This window comes from Sphingomonas montanisoli (genome assembly GCF_008274695.1).
In the GTDB taxonomy this organism is placed as follows: domain Bacteria; phylum Pseudomonadota; class Alphaproteobacteria; order Sphingomonadales; family Sphingomonadaceae; genus Rhizorhabdus; species Rhizorhabdus montanisoli.
On record NZ_VTOU01000001.1, the window covers coordinates 221,422 to 247,438 of the forward strand.

20 protein-coding genes are annotated in these 26,017 nt (G+C 60.6%); 13 read left to right on the forward strand and 7 right to left on the reverse strand.

Going from position 1 to position 26,017, the window contains the following annotated elements:
* Window positions 1-6 precede the first annotated feature (6 nt).
* From FYJ91_RS01145 to FYJ91_RS01155, 3 genes are all read right to left on the reverse strand, one after another.
* Window positions 7-420, reverse strand: a complete 414-nt coding sequence (locus FYJ91_RS01145) for a DUF2147 domain-containing protein (RefSeq protein WP_149520450.1) — start codon at window positions 418-420, stop codon at window positions 7-9.
* A complete protein-coding gene (locus FYJ91_RS01150) occupies window positions 417-824 on the reverse strand; it encodes a GFA family protein (protein ID WP_149520451.1) in 408 nt (135 codons plus the stop codon). The genes FYJ91_RS01145 and FYJ91_RS01150 overlap by 4 nt, the downstream gene beginning before the upstream one ends.
* A gap of 370 nt (window positions 825-1,194) precedes the next feature.
* On the reverse strand, window positions 1,195-1,389 hold the full coding sequence (locus FYJ91_RS01155; RefSeq protein ID WP_149520452.1) for a hypothetical protein: 195 nt from the start codon (window positions 1,387-1,389) through the stop codon (window positions 1,195-1,197).
* 403 nt (window positions 1,390-1,792) lie between these two features.
* Between FYJ91_RS01155 and mads1 the strand changes: the two genes are divergently transcribed.
* The 11 genes from mads1 (at window position 1,793) to FYJ91_RS01210 (ending at window position 20,204) form a co-directional block, all read left to right on the forward strand.
* On the forward strand, window positions 1,793-1,987 hold the full coding sequence (gene mads1, locus FYJ91_RS01160) for a methylation-associated defense system helix-turn-helix domain-containing protein MAD1 (RefSeq protein WP_149520453.1): 195 nt from the start codon (window positions 1,793-1,795) through the stop codon (window positions 1,985-1,987).
* Between the two features lie 43 nt (window positions 1,988-2,030).
* Window positions 2,031-3,125 carry a DNA cytosine methyltransferase gene (locus tag FYJ91_RS01165; RefSeq protein WP_149520454.1) on the forward strand — a complete coding sequence of 365 codons (1,095 nt, stop codon included), beginning with the start codon at window positions 2,031-2,033 and terminating at the stop codon, window positions 3,123-3,125.
* Entirely contained in the window at window positions 3,097-3,522 is a 426-nt protein-coding gene (locus FYJ91_RS01170; protein WP_181008370.1) for a very short patch repair endonuclease, read from the forward strand. Before FYJ91_RS01165 ends, FYJ91_RS01170 begins: the two co-directional genes overlap by 29 nt.
* Window positions 3,519-6,641 (forward strand): DISARM system SNF2-like helicase DrmD, encoded by a 3,123-nt coding sequence (gene drmD / locus FYJ91_RS01175; protein WP_149520456.1) that lies wholly within the window; start codon window positions 3,519-3,521, stop codon window positions 6,639-6,641. Before FYJ91_RS01170 ends, drmD begins: the two co-directional genes overlap by 4 nt.
* Window positions 6,638-10,726 (forward strand): Eco57I restriction-modification methylase domain-containing protein, encoded by a 4,089-nt coding sequence (locus FYJ91_RS01180; protein ID WP_149520457.1) that lies wholly within the window; start codon window positions 6,638-6,640, stop codon window positions 10,724-10,726. The genes drmD and FYJ91_RS01180 overlap by 4 nt, the downstream gene beginning before the upstream one ends.
* A 10-nt stretch (window positions 10,727-10,736) precedes the next feature.
* The gene (locus tag FYJ91_RS01185) at window positions 10,737-12,152 is read left to right on the forward strand and encodes an ATP-binding protein (protein WP_181008295.1); all 1,416 of its coding nucleotides are present in this window, start codon (window positions 10,737-10,739) and stop codon (window positions 12,150-12,152) included.
* A 3-nt stretch (window positions 12,153-12,155) separates the two neighbouring features.
* Window positions 12,156-13,151 (forward strand): O-methyltransferase, encoded by a 996-nt coding sequence (locus FYJ91_RS01190; RefSeq protein ID WP_149520459.1) that lies wholly within the window; start codon window positions 12,156-12,158, stop codon window positions 13,149-13,151.
* A gap of 23 nt (window positions 13,152-13,174) precedes the next feature.
* Window positions 13,175-17,152 carry a DISARM system helicase DrmA gene (gene drmA, locus FYJ91_RS01195; protein ID WP_149520460.1) on the forward strand — a complete coding sequence of 1,326 codons (3,978 nt, stop codon included), beginning with the start codon at window positions 13,175-13,177 and terminating at the stop codon, window positions 17,150-17,152.
* A complete protein-coding gene (gene drmB, locus FYJ91_RS01200; protein WP_149520461.1) occupies window positions 17,149-18,990 on the forward strand; it encodes a DUF1998 domain-containing protein in 1,842 nt (613 codons plus the stop codon). The genes drmA and drmB overlap by 4 nt, the downstream gene beginning before the upstream one ends.
* Complete coding sequence (gene drmC, locus FYJ91_RS01205; RefSeq protein ID WP_219822546.1) at window positions 18,987-19,751, forward strand: DISARM system phospholipase D-like protein DrmC; 765 nt, start codon at window positions 18,987-18,989, stop codon at window positions 19,749-19,751. Before drmB ends, drmC begins: the two co-directional genes overlap by 4 nt.
* Before the next feature lie 123 nt (window positions 19,752-19,874).
* Window positions 19,875-20,204 (forward strand): helix-turn-helix transcriptional regulator, encoded by a 330-nt coding sequence (locus tag FYJ91_RS01210; protein WP_149520462.1) that lies wholly within the window; start codon window positions 19,875-19,877, stop codon window positions 20,202-20,204.
* On the opposite strand, the gene FYJ91_RS01215 is transcribed toward FYJ91_RS01210, so the two are convergent.
* Both FYJ91_RS01215 and guaA read right to left on the reverse strand, forming a co-directional pair.
* Window positions 20,194-21,483 (reverse strand): tyrosine-type recombinase/integrase, encoded by a 1,290-nt coding sequence (locus FYJ91_RS01215; RefSeq protein ID WP_425473958.1) that lies wholly within the window; start codon window positions 21,481-21,483, stop codon window positions 20,194-20,196. The genes FYJ91_RS01210 and FYJ91_RS01215 overlap by 11 nt on opposite strands.
* Before the next feature lie 258 nt (window positions 21,484-21,741).
* Window positions 21,742-23,340, reverse strand: a complete 1,599-nt coding sequence (gene guaA / locus FYJ91_RS01220; protein WP_149520464.1) for a glutamine-hydrolyzing GMP synthase — start codon at window positions 23,338-23,340, stop codon at window positions 21,742-21,744.
* 100 nt (window positions 23,341-23,440) lie between these two features.
* Here guaA and FYJ91_RS01225 point away from each other — a divergent pair, with 100 nt between their 5' ends.
* Window positions 23,441-23,719, forward strand: a complete 279-nt coding sequence (locus tag FYJ91_RS01225) for an acyl carrier protein (protein ID WP_149521284.1) — start codon at window positions 23,441-23,443, stop codon at window positions 23,717-23,719.
* A gap of 117 nt (window positions 23,720-23,836) precedes the next feature.
* On the opposite strand, the gene trxB is transcribed toward FYJ91_RS01225, so the two are convergent.
* Window positions 23,837-24,802, reverse strand: coding sequence for a thioredoxin-disulfide reductase (trxB, locus tag FYJ91_RS01230; protein WP_149520465.1), 966 nt, complete (start codon window positions 24,800-24,802; stop codon window positions 23,837-23,839).
* 124 nt (window positions 24,803-24,926) lie between these two features.
* On the opposite strand from trxB, the gene FYJ91_RS01235 reads away from it, so the two are divergent.
* Window positions 24,927-25,130 carry a hypothetical protein gene (locus FYJ91_RS01235; protein WP_149520466.1) on the forward strand — a complete coding sequence of 68 codons (204 nt, stop codon included), beginning with the start codon at window positions 24,927-24,929 and terminating at the stop codon, window positions 25,128-25,130.
* On the opposite strand, the gene mmsB is transcribed toward FYJ91_RS01235, so the two are convergent.
* On the reverse strand, window positions 25,127-26,017 hold the full coding sequence (gene mmsB / locus FYJ91_RS01240) for a 3-hydroxyisobutyrate dehydrogenase (protein ID WP_246152347.1): 891 nt from the start codon (window positions 26,015-26,017) through the stop codon (window positions 25,127-25,129). The two genes, FYJ91_RS01235 and mmsB, sit on opposite strands and share 4 nt — an antisense overlap.

Sequence of the window (26,017 nt, forward strand, 5' to 3'; positions counted from 1 at the left end):
TTTACGTCAGGGAAGCCGCGTCCAGGTCTGGCTCTTGCACCCTACCCGGCCGATCAGGCAGCCGGTGCCGACCAACGTGTTATCATCGACGACGCTGATCGTGCCCGAAAAGGTCTTGCCGATATCGGGCACATGGACCTTCCCGCGCCACTCACCCTTCTTGTCGACCGAGAAGTCGCGGAACAGCCGCAGTCCGATGAGTTGGCCAGTGCCGCCCCTGCGCGCGTCGGCCTGAGCCTTGTCATTGGCCCAGACGACCGTGCCGCACATATGCTTGCCACATCTTTCCGCGCGGACATGGACGCTGTTCTGCGGGTTACGCCAGGTCCCGAAAGAGCCATCCGGCGCGGCCGCGCCGGCTGGCCCGCCGACCAGTAACGATGCTGCGGCGACCGCGCAGACCAATCTCCATCCCGTCATGCCGGAAGGCCATCGATCTTCGGAATGTCACCCATCGCCTCATCCCAGCCCGCGCGACTGGCGAAGCAGATGTGCGCGATCGGGGAAATGTCCACATCGTCATCAAGGCTTCCCGCAGGCACTACCAGCAGCGCACCGTCCATCTGGATGTTGGGAAGGCCGGATCCGCAGACCGAGCAGAAGCTCCGCGCATGCCGCGTGGCGGGGATCTTATAGTGGGCGATCTTCTCCTGTCCCGATCGCCACGTCAGCGTCGCCGTCGACGAAAACAGGTTCGATGCGTGCGCCGAGCCCGTATCCTTTCGGCAGCGGCTGCAGTGGCAAAGGAAGAAGCTGTCGAACGATCCCTCGATCTCAAACCGGACAGCACCGCATTGGCAGGAACCGGAGGTCATCTGAGGCATAGACATCTCTCCTCGGCCTTGCAGCGTCGCCGACGATACCACCAGCGAACCGGCTGGCGCTACTCGCGCACGCCCCCGATCATTCCCACTCGATTGCCTCAGTCGGCGGTAAGAAGTTGAAAAACAAGAAAAATATCTCCATCCTCCAGCCCGATCCCGACCGGCGATCCGACAAAAAGCTACGCTTTTGATTTCAAACGATTTTCCCCGCGAAAATTTTTTTGCGAGGCTTCGTCATCTATCGCTGTCGATCGCCCCATTCCAACGCTCGGGATCGCAGTTGCCTTCGCAGCGGCGCTCCAAAAAAACACCGTCACCACCCTAACGAACACTTGAGGGAAACGCGAGCGTCAGCCTTGCGGGGAGTACGTCAATAGTAGGCAGGCGGCCGAAAGTCGTGATCGTCGTCCTTGGCAAACAGCCGGCGCTCCTTGAGCCGACGCTCGAGACCAACGTTGCCGATGAACTGCTGCGCCGCCTCGGATTCAAAGCCGGCGCCAGGCCCCCGCCACGCCTGTTCGTACTTGCCTGATACGGCGCGCAGTTCAGCGGCCGCGGCAACCACGACATGCGCTCCGCGTGGACGAGCTGGCCGCATTTTAAAAGGCATGGCGCCATGCCGGCCGCAAATCCGCGCAGGATCTAGCGCGCTTCATTCGACGCGACGCCACCGAGGTGAAACGGCAGAGCAAAGGTGTCGCAGCCACGTTCACCATTGGGGATCTTGGAGTCCTCCTCAACCCGACCCGTGTTCCGCCTCGACAGTGAACGGCATCAAGCGGCGGCAGAGCAAGGGGTAGCGGGGATACGCCCTCAAGATGGGTCTTATGAGCGCTTCGGGGCAACTTCGGTGTGATACCCGGTTTGATCACGACAAATCCGATTAGATCGGTTCAAATCCGATTTACCTTTCAGCCTGTTGATGGGATAGTGAGGCGTGTGTCGTCGGATCGGAGGAAGCCTGGTTCATGTCTGATCGGTGGATGTCCGTTGAGGAGATTGCCGGCTATTTGGGCGTGAGCAAAGACACGATCTACGGCTGGATCGCAAAGAGAGACCTGCCTGCCCACAAAGTAGGCAGGCTTTGGAAGTTCAAGGCCGATGAAGTCGATCTTTGGGTGAGAGCTGGCAAGGCTGCAGATGAAGAGTTGAAATCGCTTTAAGTCATCCGATTGCGTGGGGAGGACGGGCGACGAAAGGTTAGAGATGAGCGAGGTTGCCTGTATCGATTTGTTCTGCGGCGCAGGGGGGCTGACTCATGGCCTCATTCAGGCGGGTGTTCCGGTCGTTGCAGGAATCGACGTCGATGCAGCGTGCCGTCATCCCTTCGAGGTGAACAACGGTGCTCGTTTCCTCAGCAAGGACATCAAAAACGTAAAGCCGGCCGATCTCAACAAACTGTATGGCGACGCGAAGGTCCGCATTCTTGCAGGATGCGCACCCTGTCAGCCGTTTTCCACATACTCGCAGCGCTACGACACACTCACCAGCCCGCGCTGGCCGCTGCTGTATCAGTTTGCACGTCTGGTCAAATCTGTTCGGCCAGACATCGTAACCATGGAGAACGTGCCGCTGGTCGAAAAGCATGCCGTTTTCGATGACTTCGTCACGACCCTTGAGCGCTTGGGTTACAAGGTCTGGAAGCAAGTCGTGGATTGCACCCACTACGGGCTACCGCAAACGCGCCGACGTATGGTGATCCTCGCGAGTTTGGTAGGAAAGATCGAGCTCGTCCCACCGACTCACGAAAAGCCGTTGACAGTCAGAGATGTCATTGAAGATCTGCCCGCCATCAATGCGGGCACCGTACATTCTGAAGATTCGTTTCATATTTCTTCCAAGCTCTCGGACCTAAACCTGAAGCGTATTCGTGCTTCTCGTCAGGGAGGCACTTGGCGAGACTGGCCGGATGAGTTGGTGGCCGAGTGTCATCGACGCGCAACTGGGCGCACTTATCCGGGAGTATATGGCAGGATGAGCTGGGATGCTCCCTCCCCCACCATCACGACGCAGTTTTATGGCTTTGGAAACGGTCGCTTCGGCCATCCTGATCAGGATCGAGCCATCTCGCTACGCGAGGGGGCCATACTTCAAGGGTTTCCAACGAAGTATGCCTTTGTCGCGGAGCATGGCCCGACGCATTTCAAAGCTTTGGGGCGCATGATCGGCAATGCCGTTCCCGTGGCATTGGGCAAAGCAATCGGCGAGAGCATCATCAATCACCTCGGCATCAGCGCCGCCACCAATCTTGCGAACAGTGGAGGCGCTCCAGATGCCACGTATAAGTCCCTCGTCGCATGAGGCGAGCCGTCGAATGGCTCGCGTGCGGCAAAAGGGCACGGACGTAGAGCTCGCCCTGCGTCGTGCACTCCATGCAAAGGGACTCCGCTATCGCCTGCACGTTCCCTTGCTCTCGAAGCCTCGGCGTGTCCCCGACATCGTATTCCCGCGAAGAAAGGTCGCGGTCTTTGTCGACGGCTGCTTCTGGCACGGTTGCCCCCAGCATGCATCGTGGCCGAAAAGCAACGCACAATTCTGGCGTGACAAGATCGAAAGCAACATGGCACGCGACGCCGATACCGATCGCCGGCTTCACGAACTGGGCTGGCGCGTCGTGCGGGTGTGGGCTCACGAAGCTGCCGATGAGGCTGCCAAGCGCATTGAAACCATCGTTCGCAATGAGGGCGACCTCCAATGACTCTCCAGGAAATTCATCCTGACGCGGCTCAGATCGCTCACTTCACGATACCTGAACCCGGGCAGCTCGTCGAAGTTCGCCGGCGCCAGTGGATCGCGGCTGAAATCGACGGTGGATCCGTGGCGCCTGGCTTGCCGAAGCGCCATCTGGTCAGATTGACGTCGATCGACGACGACGCGCTCGGCGAGGAAATCGAAGTGCTTTGGGAGCTCGAGCCGGGCGCCCACGTCATTGAGCGGGCCGGCCTGCCGCGGCTCACTGGGCTAGATGACGCGGTCTCACTACAGGCCTTTCTCGATGCCGTCCGTTGGGGTGCCGCGACCAACGCGGATAGAGGTTATCTGCAGGCTCCCTTCCGGAGCGGCGTCAGCATCGAAGATTTTCAGCTCGACCCATTGGTACGAGCCATCGACATGGCCCGGACGAGCTTGCTGATCGCAGACGACGTCGGCCTCGGAAAAACCATCGAAGCGGGCTTGGTCATACAGGAGATGCTCCTGCGCCACCGTGCTCGGACTGCACTGGTTCTGTGCCCCGCATCGCTTCAGGAGAAGTGGCGTGCCGAGATGCAGGAGAAATTTGGCCTAGATTTTCGGATAGTCGATACCGACTTCGTCAAGCGCCTGCGGCGCGAACGAGGTCTGCACGCGAATCCTTGGACATCATATCCTCTCCTCATCACGTCGATGGACTGGGCAAAGCAAGGTGAAGGGATGCGGCTGTTCCGTGATACCCTGCCATCAAACGTGACCCATCCACGGAAGTTTGATCTGCTGGTGATCGACGAGGCCCATAATGTCGCGCCCACCGTCGGGCAGTATGCAGTCGAAAGTCTTCGGACCAAGCTGGTGCGGCTGTTGGCGCCACACTTCCAACATAAGCTGTTTCTGACTGCGACACCTCACGACGGCTACACAGAATCGTTCACCGCATTGCTCGAATTGCTGGACGATCAGCGCTTTGCGAGAAACGTGCTTCCCGACGAGGCTCAGCGCTCTCGAGTCATGGTCAGGCGGCTTAAAAGTGATTTGGTCGATGCCAACGGCAATCGGCTTTATCCTGTGCGCCGACTCGAGGCTCTTCCGATCAAATATGACGACGAAGAGCGCCAGGTCCGTCGCTTGCTCGACGAATATGTGTCGAGCCGGGAAAATGGCGAAGGCGCGGCACGTGCGGTCGATCGCTTCGTTCATCAGCTACTGCGTAAGCGGCTCGCATCCTCCCCTGCGGCTTTCGCAACGACACTCGAAAAGCATATCGCAACGATGGAGGGGCGCTCTCTTTCCGACCATGGGCGGCGCAAGCTGGATGACAGGATCCTGCGCCGGGCCATCTCGAAGGCCGAGGAGGACTATGCCGACGACAGCCTGCGGGACGCAGCTGAGTTCGACGCTCTCGCCGAGGCAAGCAAGCACGTCCGTCCGCCTAGCGAGATGGAGCGGAACATGCTTGAGCAACTCCGCGCCTGGGCCCGACAATCCGCTCACAGGCCGGACTCCAAAGCTCGCGCGATATTGGATTGGCTGAGCGACCATCTTCACGAAGATGGCCAATGGTCTCACGAGCGCGTGATCCTATTCACCGAGTATCGGGCGACGCAGCAATGGCTTCAGGAAGTGCTGGTGGCCCAGGGCTTCGGCGGCGACCGGCTGGAGCTGATTTATGGCGGGATGGATCGCGACGAGCGAGAGGCCGTCAAGGCGGCATTCCAGGCGAACCCCGCTGAAGCGCCGGTTCGAATCCTACTAGCCACCGATGCCGCGTCAGAAGGTATCGATCTTCAGAACCATTGCCATTTGATGATCCATCTCGAAATCCCATACAATCCCAACGTAATGGAGCAGCGGAACGGCCGGATCGATCGCCACGGTCAGCGGTCCAGCGAAGTCGTCATCTGGCATCCCGTCGACGACCAAGGCGATCATGGCCAGGACATCCTCAGGGCTTTGCGCAAACTCGACGCGATGCGCGCCGACATGGGTAGCGTGAACCCCGTCATCGCCCCACAACTCCCAGATTTAATCGAAGGGCGTCGGAGCGATTTAGACACTCGGCTGGCCGAAGCGCGTATGGAAAAGTCCCGACGCTTCGTCCGAGCCGAACGTGACGTCCGCGATCGCGTAGCGAAGCTCCACGATCGACTCACGGAAACGAGGCGCGAACAGAATTTATCTCCGGACCGTATTGAAAGCGCAGTGAGGGTTGCCTTGCGCCTTTCCGATAAAGCCGACTTGATTGAAGTTCCTCTACCCGGGTCATCACAGGGGACCGTCTTTGCGATGCCTGCATTGTCCGGCTCGTGGATGCGCTGCTTGGAAGGACTGGAGCACCCGTACACCAAGAAAATTCGCCCCATCACCTTCGACCACGACATCGCGAAGGGACGCGACGACGTCGTGCTGGTCCACCTGAACCATCCACTCGTCCAAATGAGCTTACGCCTGCTCCGCGCGGAGATTTGGGCGCGTGATGACATCAAAAAAATTCACCGCATCGCTGTCCGGTCTATGCCCGACAACGAGCTCGAAGGCCCTGCCGTCATCGCCGTTTCTAGGCTGGCCGTTACGGGCGGAAGCCATCACCGTTTGCACGAAGAGCTCACAGAGGCAGGCGGCTATTTGCGCGATTCCACATTCCGTAGAGAGGAGCGGGTCACCGAGGTCCGACGCTGGCTACAGGATTCGACCCCCGCGGTCCTATCTGATGCGACGTTTTCGGCTTTGCGCGCACGTTTCGACAGACACCAGGACGCCATCCTCGCTTCGATTGATGCGCGCTCAAAGGAGCGCCTACGCTTTCTGTCCAACTCAATTGATGCCAGGAAAGTAAGGGAGAGCGACGACATCCGGCAGGTGCTCGACGATCTCGACAAGGCCTTACGGAGCGAACTCCTCGCCGACCGCGAGCCGCAGCAGCTCTCCCTCTTCTCCGAGGACGAGCGCATTCAACTCCGGCGTGATCACTCCGCTCTCGAGGCGCGACTCGCCCGTATTCCGATGGAACGAGAGCAAGAGGTGCGGGGCATCGACATCAGATATTCCAACGTCCGGGATCACACTTTCCCCGTCGCGGTCATCCTGCTCGTGCCCCAGTCTTTGACGATGGGGCACTCTCGATGAGCATCGACCACGAATGGCTCAACCTCATCGAGGTGTCAGGCCCCTTCCTCGCCGTGCCAGTTCTCCGCGAAGTGCTGCCGCAAGGATTGGAAGCCCTTGTCTCCGGCCGCCCGCAGCGGCTTCGCGCCGCCTATGACGAATGGCGTGACGCCGTCGATGCGGACGATCCCGACTTGCCCGCGATCCATTCGGCTTGGATCGACGAGATTCTCGATAGCGCCTTAGAGGCCGACGAGCAGGTTTTGCGGCGGGCCGCGACTTTGCCGGAGCGGTTGAAGGTGCCGCTGCCTGAGCACGGCGTCACGATCGCGCCCGACCTCGCCATCGTCGATCCAACCCAGGACGATGCCCCACTCCTGCTCGTGCAACTCTACGATCCCGACACCGATCTCGACGCTACCCGGAATGACGACGGGTTGGCCACGACACCCGGCGACCGCATGGTGGCACTGCTGCGCAGCGTCGGGTGCCCGGTCGGCGTCGTGACGAATGGCGAACGCTGGATGCTTGTCCATGCGCCGACCGGCTCCGTGGCGAGCTTCGCCAGCTGGTATGCACGGCTCTGGGGCCAAGAGCCCGAAACGCTTCGCGCTTTCGTCAGCCTCCTAGGGGTTCGCCGTCTTTTCGGCCCGGAAACCGAAAGGTTACCCGCACTGTTCGAGCGGTCGCTGAAGCATCAGGACGATGTGACCGACGCCCTCGGCGAACAAGTCCGCCGCGCCGTGGAAGTGCTGGTCCAATCCCTCGACCGCGCCGACCAGGATCGTAACCGGGATTTGCTGCAAGACGTCGATCCGCGAGAACTCTACGAGGCCGGCCTCACGGTCATGATGCGGCTCGTCTTCTTGCTTGCGGCGGAAGAGCGTGGCCTCCTCTTGCTCGGCGAGCCCCGCTATGACGCCTTCTACGCGCTATCCAGTCTGCGTATGCAGTTGCGCGCCGAGGCCGAGGAGATACTCGAACGCCGTCGTTCGGCATGGTCGCGGCTGCTGGCCCTGTTCCGTGGTATTTATGGCGGCATCGACCATCCGTTACTGCGCTTACCGGCAATGGGCGGCTCGCTCTTCGACCCAGATCGCTATCCGTTTCTCGAGGGTCGCAAGAAGGGCACGAACTGGCGCAGCGATCCCGCCGAGCCTTTGCCAATCGACGACCGGACGGTCCTTCTCTTGCTGGAGGCGATCCAGACGTTCGAGGGTCGCACGCTGTCCTACCGCGCACTCGACGTGGAACAGATCGGTCATGTTTACGAGGGCCTCCTCGAACGCACGGTTCAGCGCGTCGATGACCTTACCCTCGAACTGTATGGTTCGGCCAAAGCCAAAAATGCCCGCGTCTCTCTCGGCGAGATTGAATCGGCACGTCTCGACGGCACTGCAAGGACCATTGAACTACTGAAGGAACGTAGCGAACGCTCCGAGCCCGCTATTCGCAACGCCGTCGGCCGAGTGCCGAATGAACGCGTCGCGGCGCGGTTGCTCAGCGTCTGTCGCGGTGACGTTGCCCTGCGCGACCGTATCTTGCCCTTCGCCGAACTCCTGCGGACGGACCCATGGGGATATCCCCTCGTGCATCATGCTGGCGCCTTCGTCGTTGTCCTCGGCGCCGACCGACGTGAAAGCGGGACGCATTACACGCCCAAGAGCCTCACCGAGAAGATCGTCGAGGAAACGCTGACCCCTATCGCCTATCGCGGCCCGCCCGAAGGAGCGACACGAGAGGATTGGAAGCTCAGGAGTGCCGACGAACTCCTCGACCTGAAGATCTGCGATCCTGCGATGGGATCGGGCGCGTTCCTCGTGCAGTCCTGCCGCTGGCTCGCCGATCGACTAGTCGAAGCTTGGTCCAATTTGGAAGCGTCGGGAGGCCGGATCGACGACGAAGGCCGCGTTCGCGACGTGGATGACGCATCCGGGTTCGAGCCGTTGCCGCGCGATACCGAAGAGCGGGCCATTCTTGCGCGTCGCCTGATAGCCGAGCGCTGCCTTTATGGCGTCGACAAAAACCCGCTCGCGGTCGAGCTCGCCAAGCTATCCCTTTGGCTGACCACGCTCGCCAAGGGGCGCCCCTTTGGCTTCCTTGATCACAACCTCAGAAGCGGCGACAGCCTGCTCGGTATCCATGATCTCGGTCAGCTCATTGAGCTGGATATGAAGCCGACGGGCAATGCCCAGCTTCGCCTCTTCGGCCAGACCGTCCGTTCGGCCGTCGACAGGGCGCTCGCGCTACGGAGCCAGCTTCGCGCGATCCCCATCCGCGACATCGGTGATGTCGAGGCGATGGCCGCACTCGACGCGCAATCGAATGCCACGCTCGCGACGTCCGAACTAATCGCCGACGCATTCGTCGGGCTCTTGGTTGCGACTGGAAGTGGCGGGGGTCTGGACAAGAGACTTGCCGCTCTCTCAACAGCAGCCGATCAAGCGTCAGATGGCGGGGACGACGCGGGCCGAGCACTCGCGGCACAAGCTCAGTCTGACCTCACGAGCGACTTTGTCGCTGAACAGCGTGGGCGCCCTTTACACTGGCCATTGGAATTTCCCGAGGTCTTCCTCCGCACGAATGGCGGTTTCGACGCTTTCGTCGGGAATCCGCCGTTCCTTGGCAATAGATTGTGGAAGGGAACCTACGGAGCTGCCTACCAACGTGTCGTACAGATGATTTTGGATGTAGCGCCCGGAAAGATCGATCTTTCGGCCGTCTTCCATCGTCGTGCGACCTCACTGCTGAGATCCGGCGGAACCTACGGATTGCTGGCGGCGAACAACATTGCTGAAGGGAGCGCTGTTTCTGTTGGGTTGGAACGGATAGCAGCCGAAGGGGACTTCTACTTTTCCCGCAAGGGCATGCCGTGGCCGGGCGCGGCCTCCACGGTAATTGCCATTGTGTGCTTTCGGAAAGGTGGATGGACCGGGTTTAGGAACTGTGACGGCATTGCATGCGATAAAATCGGGCCGCGTCTCCAGCCCGAAATCGGCGGGGGATGGGAGCCGCAGGCGCTCCCCGACACCCTGTTCGCGTTCGCGGGGGTCGATAATAGCAAAGGGTTGGCCTTCGTCCTCACGGAGGAGCACCCCTGGTTCGAACGCCTTCGCTCTGAGAGCGGCTCTCTGCTGCGACCGTACATTACCGGCAACGATATCACGAGTACTTCACTCACTCGAGTCGAGCGCTGGGCTCTAGACATTGCCGACCTGCCTCTCGAAACGATCGAGAGCGAGTGGCCGGTCGCATATCAGTTTCTCGTTGAGCTCGTGTTACCAACGCGAACCCAAAAGAACCTCAAAAGCTACAAGGGTCTCGTCGATCGGTGGTGGCAATTCTGGAACCATCGCGCTGCGCAAATGCGGCAGCTTCGTACACGCCATCAGTTCATAGCGTTTGCAAAGGCCGCAAAATATCCAATTTGCGTTCAGGCGCCAACGCAGTGGATATACACGAACAAGGTTGTGCTTGTAGAAGAAGCTAACGAGCAAACCCATCCAATATGCTTGAGCTCCATGTTCCAAATTTGGTTGCGCAATTTTTCTGTCCGCAGTCTCGGAGGGGACAACAACACGCTGACACTATCTGTTAGTGAGGCGCTTGCGACGTTCCCTTTCCCACCTGGCCATGTCCCTGACAATGCCATCGCGGCAGCCAGAGATTTTCAGAGCACTCTCGTTTCGTGGAGCCGTCGAAATTCGGCTGGAATGACGGAAGCGATGAACGCCGTCCATTCAACTGCTTCGCACGACGATCAAATTGTCGCAATTCGCAATATTCTCGAACAGATCGACGCTGGAGTAGCTGACGCCTACGGCTGGATCGACATTGATCTCTCTCATAATTTTCAAGATGACTCCGATGATGGCGATGCTAGCTCCAGCTATCATGGTCTGGACAAGCAAACGCGCACACTTGTGCTATCCAAGCTCGTTGAGTTGAATCATCAGCTTTACGAAGCCACGGCGCCAGCTTCCGGGCTTGGTAAACAGCGTCCGAAATCTGTGAGAGGCAAGCGTCAAGCATCATCAGAGCTAGGACAACTTTTCGAAAATGTCAGTGCGAGTGAAACACCTACCACCGAACCTATCACATACTGAGGCCACGCCGATGACGAAACCCACCACCGATCGGGCAGAAGCCAGTCCAACCAAACGGTTCTTCGTTTCGATGCTGACGCGAGACATCAACCTCGCTGATGCGATTCTCGACCTTCTCGATAATTGCCTGGATGGCGCGCTCCGGCTCGCGGACGGTGGCGATGTGGATTACGCACAGCATTTCGTGAAGATCGAACTCACCGCAGATCACTTCTCGATCGAAGACAATTGCGGCGGCATCCCGCGCGACGTTGCAAAGAACTATGCCTTCAAGATGGGGCGTGAGCCGGACGACGACCGCGACTCCGACTCCGAGACTATTGGCATGTATGGCGTCGGCATGAAGCGTGCGATCTTCAAGATGGGTCGCGAAGCGCTCGTTCGGACCCGTTACGGTGACGATACCTTCGAAGTGCCGATAACCTCCGCTTGGCTCGAAGCCAAAGGCTGGGATCCGTTACCGATCAACGAACCGACCGAGGTGAACGAACAACTTGCCGAGCCCGGCACCGTGATCCGCGTGGACGAACTGTACGACGGTGTCGCCCGGCACTTCGCGAACGAAGCTTTCGAGAACGAAGTCCGCACGGCCATCGCTGAGCATTTCACGATGTTCCTCCAATGGGGATTGAAAGTCGATCTCAACGGGACGCCCGTGGAGCCCGTGTTCGTCGAGGTTCTTGTGTCCGATCGTGCCGACGGTCCGGCTCCCTTCGTGTTTCAGAAGACGATCGACGACGTGTTGGTCTCAATCACGGTCGGCCTGAACACCGGCCGAAGTTTGGGCAACGACGACGATGAGGATTCCGGCTTCGAGCGGGATCGCTCATCCGCGACTGCGGGCTGGACCGTGCTTTGCAACGATCGCGCGGTCATCGTAGGCGACAAGAGCCGATTGACTGGCTGGGGTGACGGCATCCCCCTTTACCATCCGCAGTTCGCCATCCTCACCGGGATCATCGAATTTCGGTCTAAAGTCGCGGATAAGCTGCCGGTGACGACGACGAAGAGGGCCTTGGACACTTCCTCTAACGTCTGGCTAGAATCGTTGGTGAAGATGAAGGAGGGGATGCGGGTATGGATCTCCTATACCAACCAGTGGAAAAACCACCCCAGAGCTGATCAGTCGAACTTCTGGGAAGACTCCAAGCCGCTGTCTCTCGGCAAGACGATCGCCGCAGTAGCCTTGCGCACCGACGTCAAAAAGTCTGAGAGCCAGATCGAGTTCAACCCTCAGAAAGCTAAGGTGCTTCCAGAACCGCCGGGGAAAACGCCATCCTCCCGCAGGATCGTATTCTCGCGACCGACCGAAGAACTTCGTCTGGTTTCCAAAATGCTGTTCGACATCGACGATGAGAAGCCGGGCATCATCGGGGAAAAATGTTTCGAGCTGACACTGGCCAAAGCTGTGAAGCAGGGCGTCTGAACCATGGGCGCCGGATCATCACTCCCATACCGCCTCAGACCCAACAAGGCTGTCGATCGGGAACTGTTTCTGTCGATGTTGATGCGACTCGCTCCTGCGCTGTCGCTCGAGAAGCACCATTATATCGGCCTGGGCGGCCCTTTCTTGGAAGACTTCAGGCTGGTCCATGCGCGTCTCGGCGTCGCACGCATGACCTGCATCGAGACCGAAGAAGAAGTTCATAAAAGACAGCTCTTCAACCGGCCGATCGCTTCGATCGAGTGCATCCACGAGACATTGGAAAACTATCTCGATGGGCACGACTTCGAGTGCCCCGCCATCGTTTGGCTGGACTACACCGAGCCAAAAGCGATAACCGAGCAAATCGAGCGCTTCGCGCGGACGATCGGCATGGTGCCCATGGGGAGCATCCTCCGGATCACCCTCAATGCCAATCCGGAATCCCTGGGCAAGCCGCTCCCAAACGACATCTCCGTAGAAGTCGGCGACGCTGCATCCGGTGATCGAGCTTTGAAACCCACCGTGCAAGAGTGGCGTCTGGCACGCTTCAAGGAGCGCGTGGGGCAGCTTTTTCCCAGTGGATTATCTCCCGAGGGGATGACGCACAAAACCTATGGGTCGAGCATTCTGCGCGTCGTCAAACTCGCCGTCGAGAAGGAAGCGCTCAACTTTCGCGATCGCCAGGTCGTGTGGTCCCTCGCGACGCATTATAAGGATGGTCAAGCGATGGTGACCGCGGCGCTCGTTGTCTGCCCTGCCGACGACAACTCGATCCGCGATATCCTGGACGGCTGGGAGTTTCGGTCCACGCCCGACGCGCCTCATCGCCTCGACATGCCCGCGCTCTCGACGCTGGAGCGTTTAACGATGGAATCGGACGATGACGCTCGGGCGAAGCTGGCATTCTCTTTGCCCAAATCGGACATGGGCGAAGATCCGATCGACGTCTTCAAGAAATTCTACCGCATCTATCCGCACTTCTCTCGCGTCGAGCTGTAGAGACCTCTTCCCATGGGCGACACATGACTTCCATCCCGGAAAATACCCTGCAGCATTGGCTCATAAAAAAGCCAAACTGGTATGGGTCATTTGCGATCCAGCTCGCGACCCCCCGTTCAGCCATACCGGCGATGGGTGAAGGGCATTGGGTCGTATCTACCGGCGAAGATGACATGCTGATGCACGTCGGTCGCGTTTTTCGGATGCGGTCCGAAGCGGGTTCGACGACGATCTACTTCAGCCATGTGTACGCGCTAACCGCCGAGACCAGCCCTTCCGATCTCGGCCTGACCCTCCCAGTAGGCCAGATCGCCAGGCTTCTCCCCGAAAATTTCTCGGCCGTCATGGCAAGGGCGGGAATCACGACCGCCGACATTCCGCTCGTCCAAGACGCGGCGTATACGCGCGACCTGCTCGAAATAGCCGTTCGCGACGATCTCTTGGGTCCCGCGGGCGGACCCGACGAACTGATAAAAGACATGAGCGTTCGCGACCGCTATTTGGTCGGGAAGCTTGCTCCTCGTAGGCCGAGCGACGACATCGTCCTTGTCGAGCCTGCTGCCGCCAGTGATGAGATCGGTGATATTGAAGACGAGCGATCGGCCCCGATCCATGAGCCGGGAGCGGAATTCGCAAGCGCGTCGGGGCGGGTCGAACCCGAAGACGACGCACTCGACGAGATCGATACCACGAACAATCAGTCTCTCGTACCCTCCAGCATCGGGCTGACCTTCTGCGTCGCCCCCGGCATCGACGCACTCGCCATCGACGTGCGCTGGGGGCGCTACGAACGCGTCCCAGGTGACGAACACGAAATCGTCAAAACGCGCAAAAACCGACTGACGGGGCACGAAGAGCAAACCAAGGTCAAGGTCTGGCGCCGCTTGCCGAGCGGGGGCGAAGTGTCTCTGACCCTACACGAAGGGCCGATCAAGCCAGCCATCTTGGATGTCGAGCAGCCCGAGGTGAGGCTTCAAGGAACGGTACGAACCAACGCGAAGGGTGAGCGTCTCGTTACGCTGTTCCTCGTCAACGGACAGCTTGAGCCCAGCGAGAACAAGGACCGCGCCTGGCTCTTTCAGCCCGAAATCTCGGCCGAGGCCCAATCCGGTGCCGCCGATCGAGCGATCTTTCGGCGGCGTCCCTCGAATGACGTCGTCGTCGATGATCCCGAGCGCGATCGGTTGGCGCTGATCTACCGAAACCGTCTCGAGTTCGCGGTGGGCCATGGCGTTTCCGTTCATGCCGATCCCGTTCCAGACGATCCGACGAAGGCATCGCGCCTCAAGACGGAGATCATCCCACGCTACGAGGTCGCTGTGACCGAAACCCCGGGGCTCGATCCTGACGACCGACCAGCGATGCGCCGGATGGTCGAGGCCGGTTGGCTCGATATGCGCCGCCTTTCCGAAATGGAGCCAGATCGCCTTCGAGAAGCCCTGTCATGCTTGGTGGAGGATTATGCTGCCTGGATCGCTGAACAAGTCGATCGGCTGAAACAGCAAATCGATGGCCATGACGAGGCTGGACGCGATGTCGTCGCCCGCTGCGAAGGTACGCTTCGTCGCCTCCGCGAGGGCGTGGGTACGCTCTTCTCCGATGAGGCAGCACTCGCGGCATTCCGCTTCGCCAATGAGTCCATGGCACGTCAGCGCGTTCAAAGCTTGTTCGCGCTCAAGCGACGGAGAGGCGAGACACCGGTTCTCGCTGAACTGGATCTTCCCAAGAACCGGTCGTGGCGTCCTTTCCAGCTGGCCTTCCTTCTACTGTCGGTGCCCTCGCTGGCGGACGCGGCCCATCCGGATCGCACGAGCCCGGCGGAGGCCTTTGCAGACCTCTTGTGGTTCCCCACCGGCGGCGGCAAAACCGAAGCTTATCTTGGCGTCGCAGCTTTCGCGATGGCGATGCGTCGGCTGAAGAGCGACACGGGGGGGCTCGACGCCAGTCGAGGGCTCGCCGTCATCATGAGGTACACGTTGCGGCTCTTGACGCTGCAGCAGTTTCAACGCGCCGCTGCATTGCTGTGCGCGATGGAGGTGATCCGTCGTGCGGACGAGGCACGATGGGGCAAAGAGCCGTTCACGCTCGGCCTCTGGGTCGGTAATCGCGTGACCCCGGGTCGTACTGACGATGCCCATCAGGCCATCGAAGCCCTACGAAACGGCGACCGAAACAAAGCGGGCATCGCCTCGCCAGCACAATTGACGAGTTGTCCTTGGTGCGGAACCGAAATTTCGCCGGGGCGCGACATCGAGGTCGATCGGATCGCCGGCAGGACCATCATCCACTGCGGCGATAAACTGGGCGCTTGCGAATTTTCTCGAGCGTCTTCGAGCGGGCGCCTACACCCTGGCTTACCCGTGAAAGTCGTGGATGAAGAAATCTATCATCGCCCCCCGACGATGATGATCGCCACGGTGGACAAATTCGCCATGATGGCTTGGCGCCCCGAAGTGCGCACGCTTTTCGGTCGGGTTGATGAAGAGTGTGAGCGCCACGGACTGCTCTGGCCCGGCCATGACTGCGGAACCGGACATCGGGCCAGAGGGGCTCACCCGAACGCGAAGGTCAAGCCACTGCGCGCGCCGGTCCGGCCGCCGGATTTGATCATCCAGGACGAGTTCCATCTGATCAGCGGCCCACTGGGCACGATGGTCGGTCTTTACGAAAGCGCCGTCGACGAACTGAGTTCATGGCAGCTCGACGGCCACAAGGTTCGGCCGAAGGTCGTTGCCTCGACGGCCACCGTCCGTCGCGCCGAAGATCAGGTCCGGAATGTCTTCATGCGCAGGATCTCCGTTTTCCCGCCGACAGGGCTGGACGTGGAGGACAATTTCTTCTCGGTTCAGCGCTCCATCGCCGACAAGCCTGGACGCCGCTATATGGGGATCTGTGCGCCCGGCAGTTCGCGTCCCGCAGTCCTCATCCGAACCTACACGGCCTTTCTCACCGCCGCCCAGGCACTCTTCGATCGCTTCGGGCCGATCGCAGATCCATACATGACCCTCGTCGGCTACTTCAACTCACTGCGCGAGCTCGGTGGAATGAAGAGGCTCGCAGAAGACGACGTACAAACCCGTTCGTATCGTGTGGACATGAGCCTAGTCGATCGCCCCGGGCTATCCCAGCGGCGGGTCGGCGACGTTCGCGAGCTTACCTCGCGCGTTTCTAGCCACGACATTCCTCGCTATCTCGACCAGTTGGAAATCCCCTTCAACGCGATTTTCGACCCCGCGGCACAGAAATGGGTCGAGGATCGGACTTCCGGTGCACCGCGACCGATCGACGTAGTCCTCGCCACGAACATGCTTTCGGTTGGCGTCGACGTGAACCGTCTCGGGGTGATGGTCGTGAACGGGCAGCCCAAGGGAACCGCAGAATACATCCAGGCGACCAGCCGGGTGGGCCGCTCCCATCCTGGGCTCGTTGCCACCGTTCTCACTTGGGCACGGCCCCGCGACCTTTCGCACTATGAAACGTTCGAACATTATCACGCTACATTCTACCAGCACGTCGAGGCGCAATCCGTCACACCATTCTCACCGCGCGCGCTTGATCGCGGACTGACTGGGGCGATGCTCTCCATCATGCGCAACAGCTACGAGGCTTTCGCTCCCAACGCGGGGGCCGGTGCCATGACCAGTCCCAGCCGGGCAGAGATGGCGGACACCATCGGAGTCGTCTCCGATCGAACCTGGGAGGTCACCGAGGATTCCGCCAAAAAAGCACTCGCTGAGCAAGAAATGAAAACTCGCGCCGACGATTGGGCGAAGGAAGCGAATGTCGGCGGGCGCACGCTCGTCTATCAGAAGTTCGGGGCTGGCCCCACTGCATATCCACTGCTCGAAACCCCGGGCGTCAAACCTTGGACTGACTGGACCGTTCCAATGTCCATGCGTGAGGTTGAGCCCGGCGTGAGGCTGGTGATGGAGGACTCCCGTTCGCTCAGTGACCCGGACTGGCGCCCCCGCATCACTCCGACCGGCGGAGACGATGCATGACGAGAACACCCGTCGGAGAAATCCGTCCCAGCCAGCTACTATGGACCTATGGTCCGGGAGCGCTGATCGACCTGCCCAACCTCTCGGTCGTGACGATGGGGATCGATCGATGGGAACGGGACCGGTGCCAACCCATCCAGGAATCGCGCCTGTTGGCGAACGTGCGAAGCGTTCTCGGCCCCCAGGTGGAGTCGCTCCGGATGCCTCCACTCGGTGATCGCGACGTCGTCGACCCATTCTCCGCCGCAGCACTGGTCGGTGTCCCCGTGAAACCGTTTCCGCGATGGCTGCGCTGCGTCAAATGTGGCTTGCTCTCCCCGTTCGACGCCGGTCTGTTCAAGCTCAAGGAGAACCGATACCGCCCCGAACTGACCCGTTTCGTGCACGAAGGCTGCAGAGGGTCGAACAACGATCAGCGGCCCAAAGATGCCGACGCCGTACCGGCACGTTTTCTGATGGCTTGCCGTGCAGGGCATCTCGACGATTTCCCGTGGCACTGGTTCGTCCATGGCGGCCCATCCGGCTGCCGCGGAACTCTACGCTTCTTCGAGAGCGGAGCGTCGCTTCAAACCGAAAACCTCTGGGTGAAATGCGACAGCTGCGGCGCAGCAAAGAACATGGCCCAAGGCTTCGGGCAAGCCGGGCGGGACAATTTGCCTGCCTGCCGGGGAAGACACCCCCACATCGATCGTTTCGTCGATGAGTGCGTCGAAGATCCGCGCGCCATTCTACTCGGCGCGACCAATGGCTGGTTCCCTGTGACCTTGTCGGTGCTCGCAATCCCGCAGACTGGCAGTCCTTTGGCGCAGCTGATTGGAGACGGCTGGACGTTCTTCGAAGACGTGGATTCGGCCGATGAGGTCGGATTCGTCGTAAAGACCCTCAAAAAGACTGCACAGCTTCCCGGAATCGAGAAGTTTACGAGCGATCAGATTTGGTCCGCCATTCAAGTTCATCGCAATGGCGGTGGCGATGTCGAGCAGCGTGACCTGAAAGAGCCCGAGTGGCAGATCCTGACAGCTTCGGAACCGCCCACCGATTATCCTCACTTCCTGAGCAAGAAGGTCGAAGTACCCAAGGGCTTCGAAGCCGTCGTCACCCGTGTCCTGCTGCTGGAACGGTTACGCGAAGTGAATGCTCTATTGGGCTTCACCCGCGTCGAGTCTCCCGACGAAGGATCGGGCGATGAGGCCGCTCCACGCGCGCCTCTTGGGCGGTCGGTTCCCGATTGGATCCCTGCGACGCAGGTCCATGGCGAGGGCATTTTCATCCAGTTCGATGTCGATGCACTGAAGGAATGGGCCGAGCGAGACGCGGTCAAGGAAGTCGATGCCCGCATGCACACGGGCCATCGTGGGTGGCGCCAGAAGCGCAACCTCGATCCGGCCCAGGGACATCCCGGCCCCCGTTACGCGTTCCTCCACACGCTCGCTCATATGCTGATCAGGGAATTGGCGCTCGAGTGTGGGTACAATGCCGCCAGTATCCGCGAGCGAATCTACGGTGACGTGGAGGATGGGAAGGATCAAGCCGGCTTCCTCATCTATACCGCTGCTGCAGATTCCGATGGCACTCTCGGCGGTCTGGTCGAGCTGGGAAAACCGGAAAATCTCGGGCGTTTGCTTCGCCAAGCTTTGGATCGAGGGCACGTCTGCGCTTCCGACCCGCTATGCTCCGAGCATGATCCCAGCAAAGATCAGTCGTTGCACGGTGCCGCGTGTCACGCCTGTTCTTTCGTATCCGAGACATCTTGCGAGAAAGGCAACCGGAACCTCGACCGTGCGCTCGTCGTGCCTACTCTCGAAAACGCGCAAGCCGCGTTCTTCCAGGCCAAGTGACAACCATCCTTTTGGACGCGGTCGCGGAACTCGTGGCACTACTGTCGCCGTCGAAGGTCGAAGCGATCGCCTCGCGGCTTCGTGGAACGAGCGCTGCCGATCGAGAACGAGACCTCATCGGGATCGTAGGGACGCCGCCGGCTCGCGCCGCTTTGGAGTCACTCTTGGCAGCTTGGCGGAATACGACTTTGACCGGTGACGTCGTTGCCGGAATGCTGATGGGAGCGGCCCATGGCCGCCTCAAATCACATCAAGAACAGCGCGTCGAATTCGTGTGGACCGGCCCCACGACTCCTTTCGTCGCGACACGCCGTACCGAACAGGTGCTCTTGGATCTCATCGAACGTGCCGATCGCGAATTGTTCATCGTGAGCTTCGTGGCTTACGACGTCCCATCGGTGATCGCGGCGATCACCGATGCCATTGCTCGTGGCGTCGATACCCGCATCCTCGTCGAAGCGTCCGTGACCCAAGGAGGAAGCCTTCTCGTGGATCCAGTCGCAACGATGAAAAAAGCAGTCCCGGAAGCAAGATTGTACGTCTGGACCGATCGCGTCCACCCATTCACGAACGGCCGTGTACATGCCAAACTCGCCGTAGCTGACACGGCGCTTGCGTTCTTGACCAGCGCCAATCTAACCGGACATGCTCTCGAAAAGAATATGGAAGCGGGCATCCTCCTCACCGGTGGAGACACGCCTCGGCGCCTCCGGGATCACCTGCATGCTTTGATCACCACAGAGGTCATCAGAATGGTCTGATCCCGTCCAGCCATCGGGTAACTTGGCTCCAGCCGAAACGTGACAGTCAAGTGAATCAATCCGCTTGACGAATCTATCCGCAAGCGGGAACATAGAGTGAACAAGTGAGTCGTATGCTGTCTAATGTCCGTCCCGAGTTCCCTTGCCGATCGGCCGCCTGCCGATCAGCTCGCCGCTTTGGGCGTGAACTCTATTTCAGCCGCATCACGGCGGACCATCCGCCGACAGCAACTACGCGAAATCGTGCCCCTGGCTGACAGCACTATTTTCGAAATGGAGCAGCGCGGTGAGTTCCCTCAGCGCTTCTATCTGACGTCTCGATGTGTCGTCTGGGATCTTGGCGAGGTCGAGCAATGGCTTGACGCAAGGCGTGCAGCTTCCCGCGCCAAGGCCATCAAACTCGCGCCGACACCCGACGTTCGGTTGCGTCGGGCGAAGCCCGTTACACAGTAGGGTCGAGTTCGAGCATGCCCATCGCCTTGGGCATGAGCGTGGGCGTGTACTTCTGTCCCGCTATCCACGCCTCGATCAGGTTCGACCATTCCTGCATCATGTGGCGGCGCTGATGCTCGTACTCCGCCTTGTTATAGACGCCGCGAGATGACCTCCCATCCTCATGTGCCAGACACTTCTCAATCCAGTCGCGGTTGAAGCCCAGCTCGTTCAAAAGCGTGGACCCGGTACGTCGCAGGTCATGGACGGTGAACGGTTCCAGCGGCAGCCCCTCGCTCTTCGCCCTCTCAACAACCGAGTACGTAACGCGGTTGAAGGTTGCGCGCGACATCGGCGCGTCGGCATCGTATCGCGACGGGAGCAGGTACTTTGAGTTGCCGGCGCAAGTCTTCAACGCAACCATGATGTCGAGCACCTGGGTCGACAGGTAGACGTTGTGGGCCTTCGACCGCTTCATGCGTTCCTTCGGGATCGTCCACACGGCGTTCTCGAAATCGACCTCATCCCAGACCGCATCCTGCAGCTCACTCTTGCGGACCATCGTCATCAAGAACAGCCGCATGCCGAGCCGAATCGTCGGCAGCGTCGGAACGTGCTCCAATTGCTTGAGCATTACGCGGATCTCACTAGGCGAAAGCGAGCGATCCTTCGGAACGAAGGTTGCGATCGAAGCTGGACCAACCTCGTCAGCGGGGTTCGCGACCTTCTCGCCGTGCAGAATCGCAAATCCGTAAATCTGCTTCAGGATGTCTCGGACATGGATTGCCGTAGCGGGGGCGCCTCGATCCACGATCTTGCCGCAGTGAGCGCGGAGGTCGTTTGGGCTGATCTCCGTCAGCAGCCGGTTGCGCCACACTGGAAGCAGCTCCCGCTCCCAGATCGAGCGCCGCATGGCTCTGGTGCTATCAGCCATGGGAGCCGCCGTGAGCCACTTTTCGCCAAACTCGCCAAAGCTCTTCGCTTCTTTGATGCGCCGCTTCTCTCGTTGCTTCTCAATCGCGGGGGATTGGCCCTCAGCAACAAGGCGTCGAGCATCAATGCACTTTTCGCGCGCTCGTGCCAATGAAAGGCCGTCCGGGCCGTACTTGCCTAGAGTAAGAGTTTCGCGCCTACCGTTTAGACGGTAGTCCAGTCGAAATGAAATCCCGCCCTTTACGGTGACGAGAACATACATCCCGTCCCTATCTGTGACTTTATACGGCCTTTCTTTTGGCTTAAGCGATCGAATAGCGGTGTCTGTGAGCACAATGACCTCCGAGCAAAAAATACCGTCAGGCATATTTCAGAGGCCGCAGCAGGATATTCCGTAAGCAATACAGATGCTTACAGCGAAAAAAATACCGTCACGACCTCAATTGCCGTGACGGTATTCGCGAAAATCGCGTTGTGCAATACTTCCACCTACCGTCAGCCAGCCCGCAAACCGGGACGCTTACCCCGTGAACGATGGCGATAGATGGCGTTATGAAATTATTTTATTTTCAGAGGGTTACGTCGCAGAATATCGTAGTTTTGGCGGCGATCGGCGGCGAAGAAATTATTCCCATTCGATCGTGCCGGGCGGCTTCGACGTGTAGTCGTACACCACGCGGTTGATGCCCTGCACCTCGTTGACGATGCGGGTCGCGCAGCGGCTGAGGAAGGCGGCATCATAGGGGTAGATGTCGGCGGTCATGCCATCGGTCGAGGTGACGGCGCGCAGCGCGCAGACCGAGTCATAGGTACGCCCGTCACCCATCACGCCGACGGTGCGGACCGGCAGCAGGACGGCGAAGGCCTGCCAGATCGCATCGTAGAGACCCGCATTGCGGATTTCCTCGAGATAGACCGCGTCCGCCTTGCGCAGGATGTCGCACCGCTCCTTGGTGACTTCGCCCGGAATGCGGATCGCAAGGCCCGGCCCAGGGAAGGGGTGACGGCCGACGAAGATGTCGGGCAGGCCAAGTTCGCGACCCAGCGCACGAACCTCGTCCTTGAACAATTCGCGCAGCGGCTCGACGAGCTTCATGTTCATCCGCTCGGGCAGGCCACCGACATTGTGATGGCTCTTGATCGTCACCGAAGGCCCGCCGGTGAAGCTGACACTCTCGATCACGTCGGGATAGAGCGTACCCTGCGCCAGGAAATCGGCGCCGCCGATCTTCTTCGCTTCGGCCTCGAACACCTCGATGAAGGTCTTGCCGATGAATTTGCGCTTGGCCTCCGGGTCCGTGACGCCGGCAAGGCCGTTGAGGAACAACGTCTCTGCGTTCACGTGAACGAGCGGGATGCCGTAATGCTCACGGAACAGGCCGACGACCTGATCGGCCTCGCCCATCCGCATCAGGCCATGGTCGACGAACACGCAGGTCAGCTGGTCGCCAATCGCCTCATGGATCAGGACGGCCGCGACCGCGCTGTCGACACCCCCGGAAAGACCGCAGATCACCCTGCCCTTGCCGACCTGCTGACGGATTTCGGCGATCTTGGTCGCGCGGAATTCGGCCATCGTCCAGTCGCCGGCAAGGCCGCAGACGTGGCGCGCGAAATTGGCGATCAGCTTGCCGCCGTCGGGCGTATGCACGACCTCGGGGTGGAACTGGACGCCGTAGAAGCGGCGCTTCTCATCCGAGGTCACCGCGAAGGGCGCGCCTTCCGAAACCGCGATCGGGGAGAAGCCGGGCGGGAGCGCGTCGACCTTGTCGCCGTGGCTCATCCAGACCTGATGCTTCTCGCCTTCCTTCCACAGCCCGTCGAACAACGCCGACCGACCGGACACTTCGATAAAGGCACGGCCGAACTCGCGGCTGTCGTGCCCCGGCGTCACCGATCCACCGAGCTGCGCGCACATCGTCTGCTGACCGTAGCAGATGCCGAGGATCGGGATGCCCGCCTCGAAGAATGCCTGCGGTGCCCGCGGGCTACCGATATCGGCGACCGATGCAGGGCCGCCCGACAGGATGATACCCTTGGGCTTCATCCGTTCGAAGGCGGCTTCGGCCTGTGTGAAGGGGGCGATCTCGCTATAGACGCCCGCTTCGCGCACGCGCCGTGCGATCAGCTGAGTCACCTGACTGCCGAAGTCGACGATCAGGATGGATTCCTGGGGCTGGCCTGCGGTCGGGCCAGACGAAACCGCGGGGAGCTGGGCTGTCATGGGGGGCCGATAAATGCGCGAGGCCGTCCTGTCCACCGCATCTTGCCGTATGCCATCGATCGGTCTAGTCGGGCGCGACTTTTCGGACGGCTTTCAAGGAATGACGGTGACCGTGAACGATCCTGGCGCAACCGAGGATGTGGTGCGCGCCGTGCTCGCCGATGTGCTGGGCCTCGACCCGATCCGCGTCGCCGCCTTCGATGCCGATACCCAGTTGTTCGGATCGCTGCCCGAACTCGATTCGATGGCGGTCGCAGGCCTTCTGACCGAACTCGAGGACCGACTCGGCATCATGATCGACGATGACGAAGTCGACGGCGAGATGCTCGAAAGCTTCGGCGCGCTTGTTGCCTTCGCCGAGGCGAAGGTCGGGGCCTGACCGTTGCCACGTCGGTTCGCCACTCCGTCATTGCGAACGTAGCGAAGCAATCCAGTCCGCAGTTCGGAGTGGATTGCTTCGTCGCCTCTGGCTCCTCGCAATGACGAGGAAGCGGCTTCAGGCCGGCTCGACCTCGAAATCGCTCTCCGCGAGAAATCGCTCCGCGTCGAGCGCTGCCATGCAGCCGGTGCCGGCAGCGGTGACGGCCTGACGGTAGATCTTGTCGGCCACGTCGCCGCAGCCGAACACGCCGGGCACGTTGGTCTTCGTGCCGCCCTTCTCGACGATCAGATAGCCGTCACTGTCGAGGTCGAGATGCCCGCGAAACAGCTCGGTCGACGGATGGTGGCCGATCGCGACGAAGCCGCCATCGACGCCAAGGATCGAAGTCTCACCCGTCAGCGTGTCGCGCAGTTCGATACCCACCAGACCCTGCGAAGGATCGTCACCGCCCACAAAGCGGACCGTTTCCTTGTTCCACAGCACGTTGACGTTCGGATGCTTGAACAGCCGGTCCTGCAGGATCTTTTCCGCGCGCAGGCTGTCGCGGCGGTGGATCAGGGTCACGTCCTGGCTGTGGTTGGTGAGATACAGCGCCTCTTCGACCGCCGTGTTGCCGCCGCCGATCACCGCAACCTTCTTGCCGCGATAGAAGAAGCCGTCGCAGGTCGCGCAGGCTGAAACGCCTTTGCCGCCGAGTTCCTGCTCGCCCGGAATGCCGAGCCACTTGGCCTGCGCGCCCGTCGCGATCACCAAAGTATCGCAGACATAGAGCGCGCCGCCGTCACCCTTCAGGCGATACGGGCGTTCGGACAGGTCGACGTCGACAATTGTGTCCCAGATCATCGTCGCGCCGACATGTTCGGCCTGCGCCTGCATCTGCTCCATCAGCCACGGCCCCTGAATCACATCGCGGAAGCCGGGATAATTCTCGACGTCGGTGGTGATGGTCAGCTGGCCGCCCGGCTGGATGCCCTGCACGACGATCGGCGCGAGGCCGGCGCGCGCGCCATAGATCGCCGCCGAAAGGCCCGCGGGTCCCGAACCGAGGACGAGCATGCGGGTGGAATGGGTGGCGGCCATATTCGTAAACGCTCCTGTTCGAATCTTGTCAGGCAGATAGGAAGTCGCAGGGGCGCTTGGCAACCGGACGATGCCGCATGCCTCGTTTACCCCGGTTTAGGATAGCTTGCCCTAGAGCGACCACATGAAGCTTCGCCGCTCCTCGATCCCGATCAGGTTCGTGATGATCTCTTGCCTGCTGGCGGTGGCCGTCGGCATCGGCACGCGCAAGCTGGAGGGCAAGCACGATATCGGCGCGACGACCAAGACCGCCGCCGAGGATCTCGGCGCGCTGGGCAAGGGATTCGTAGAAGCGCTCCACCGCGCCAACGATGCCTTACGGAATTAGGCGCTCCAGCTGCCGTCGAGCAGCTTGATGATCGCCGAAAAATCCTTCGACGCGCCGCCCAGATTGGCGAAGGCCTGATAGAGCGCCTCGGCATTCGCGCCCATCGGCACCGACGCCCCCGCATCCTGCGCCGCGCCGATGGCCAGCTTCAGATCCTTGAGCATCAGCGCGGAGGCGAAACCACCCTCATAGTCACGATCGGCGGGCGTTTCCGGGCCGACGCCGGGCACGGGGCAATAGCTGGTCATCGACCAGCTCTGTCCGCTCGCCTGCGACGAGATGTCGTAGAAGGTCTGGAGATCGAGGCCCAGCTTGGCCGCCAGCGTGAACGCCTCGCACGTCGCGATCATCGTCGCGCCCAACAGCATGTTGTTCGCGATCTTGGCCGCCTGTCCGGAGCCAAGGCCACCGGCGTGGATCACCGCCTTACCCATCAGCGCGAGGATCGGCTCCGCCCGCGCGAAGTGCTCGGCCGCCCCGCCGACCATGAAGGTCAGCGTGCCGCCATTGGCCGCCGCGATCCCGCCTGAAACGGGGGCATCGACCATTGCTAGCCCCTTGGCCCCCGCCACCGCGCCCACCGCCTTGGCGGTCGCGACGTCGATCGTCGAACAGTCGATCAGTAGCGCCGAGGCCGGAACCGCATCGAACAGTTCGCCCTCATAGACGGACTGCACATGCTTGCCCGCTGGCAACATCGTCACCACGAATTCGGCTTCCTTCGCCGCCTCCGCGGCCGAACCTACGGGCAGGCAACCCGCCGCCTTCGCGCGATCGAGCGCCTCGGCCGACAGATCGAAGGCGCGGACGTCATGCCCGTTCTTGGCAAGATTGGCAGCCATGCCGCCGCCCATATTGCCCAGGCCGATGAAGCCGATCGTCGCCAT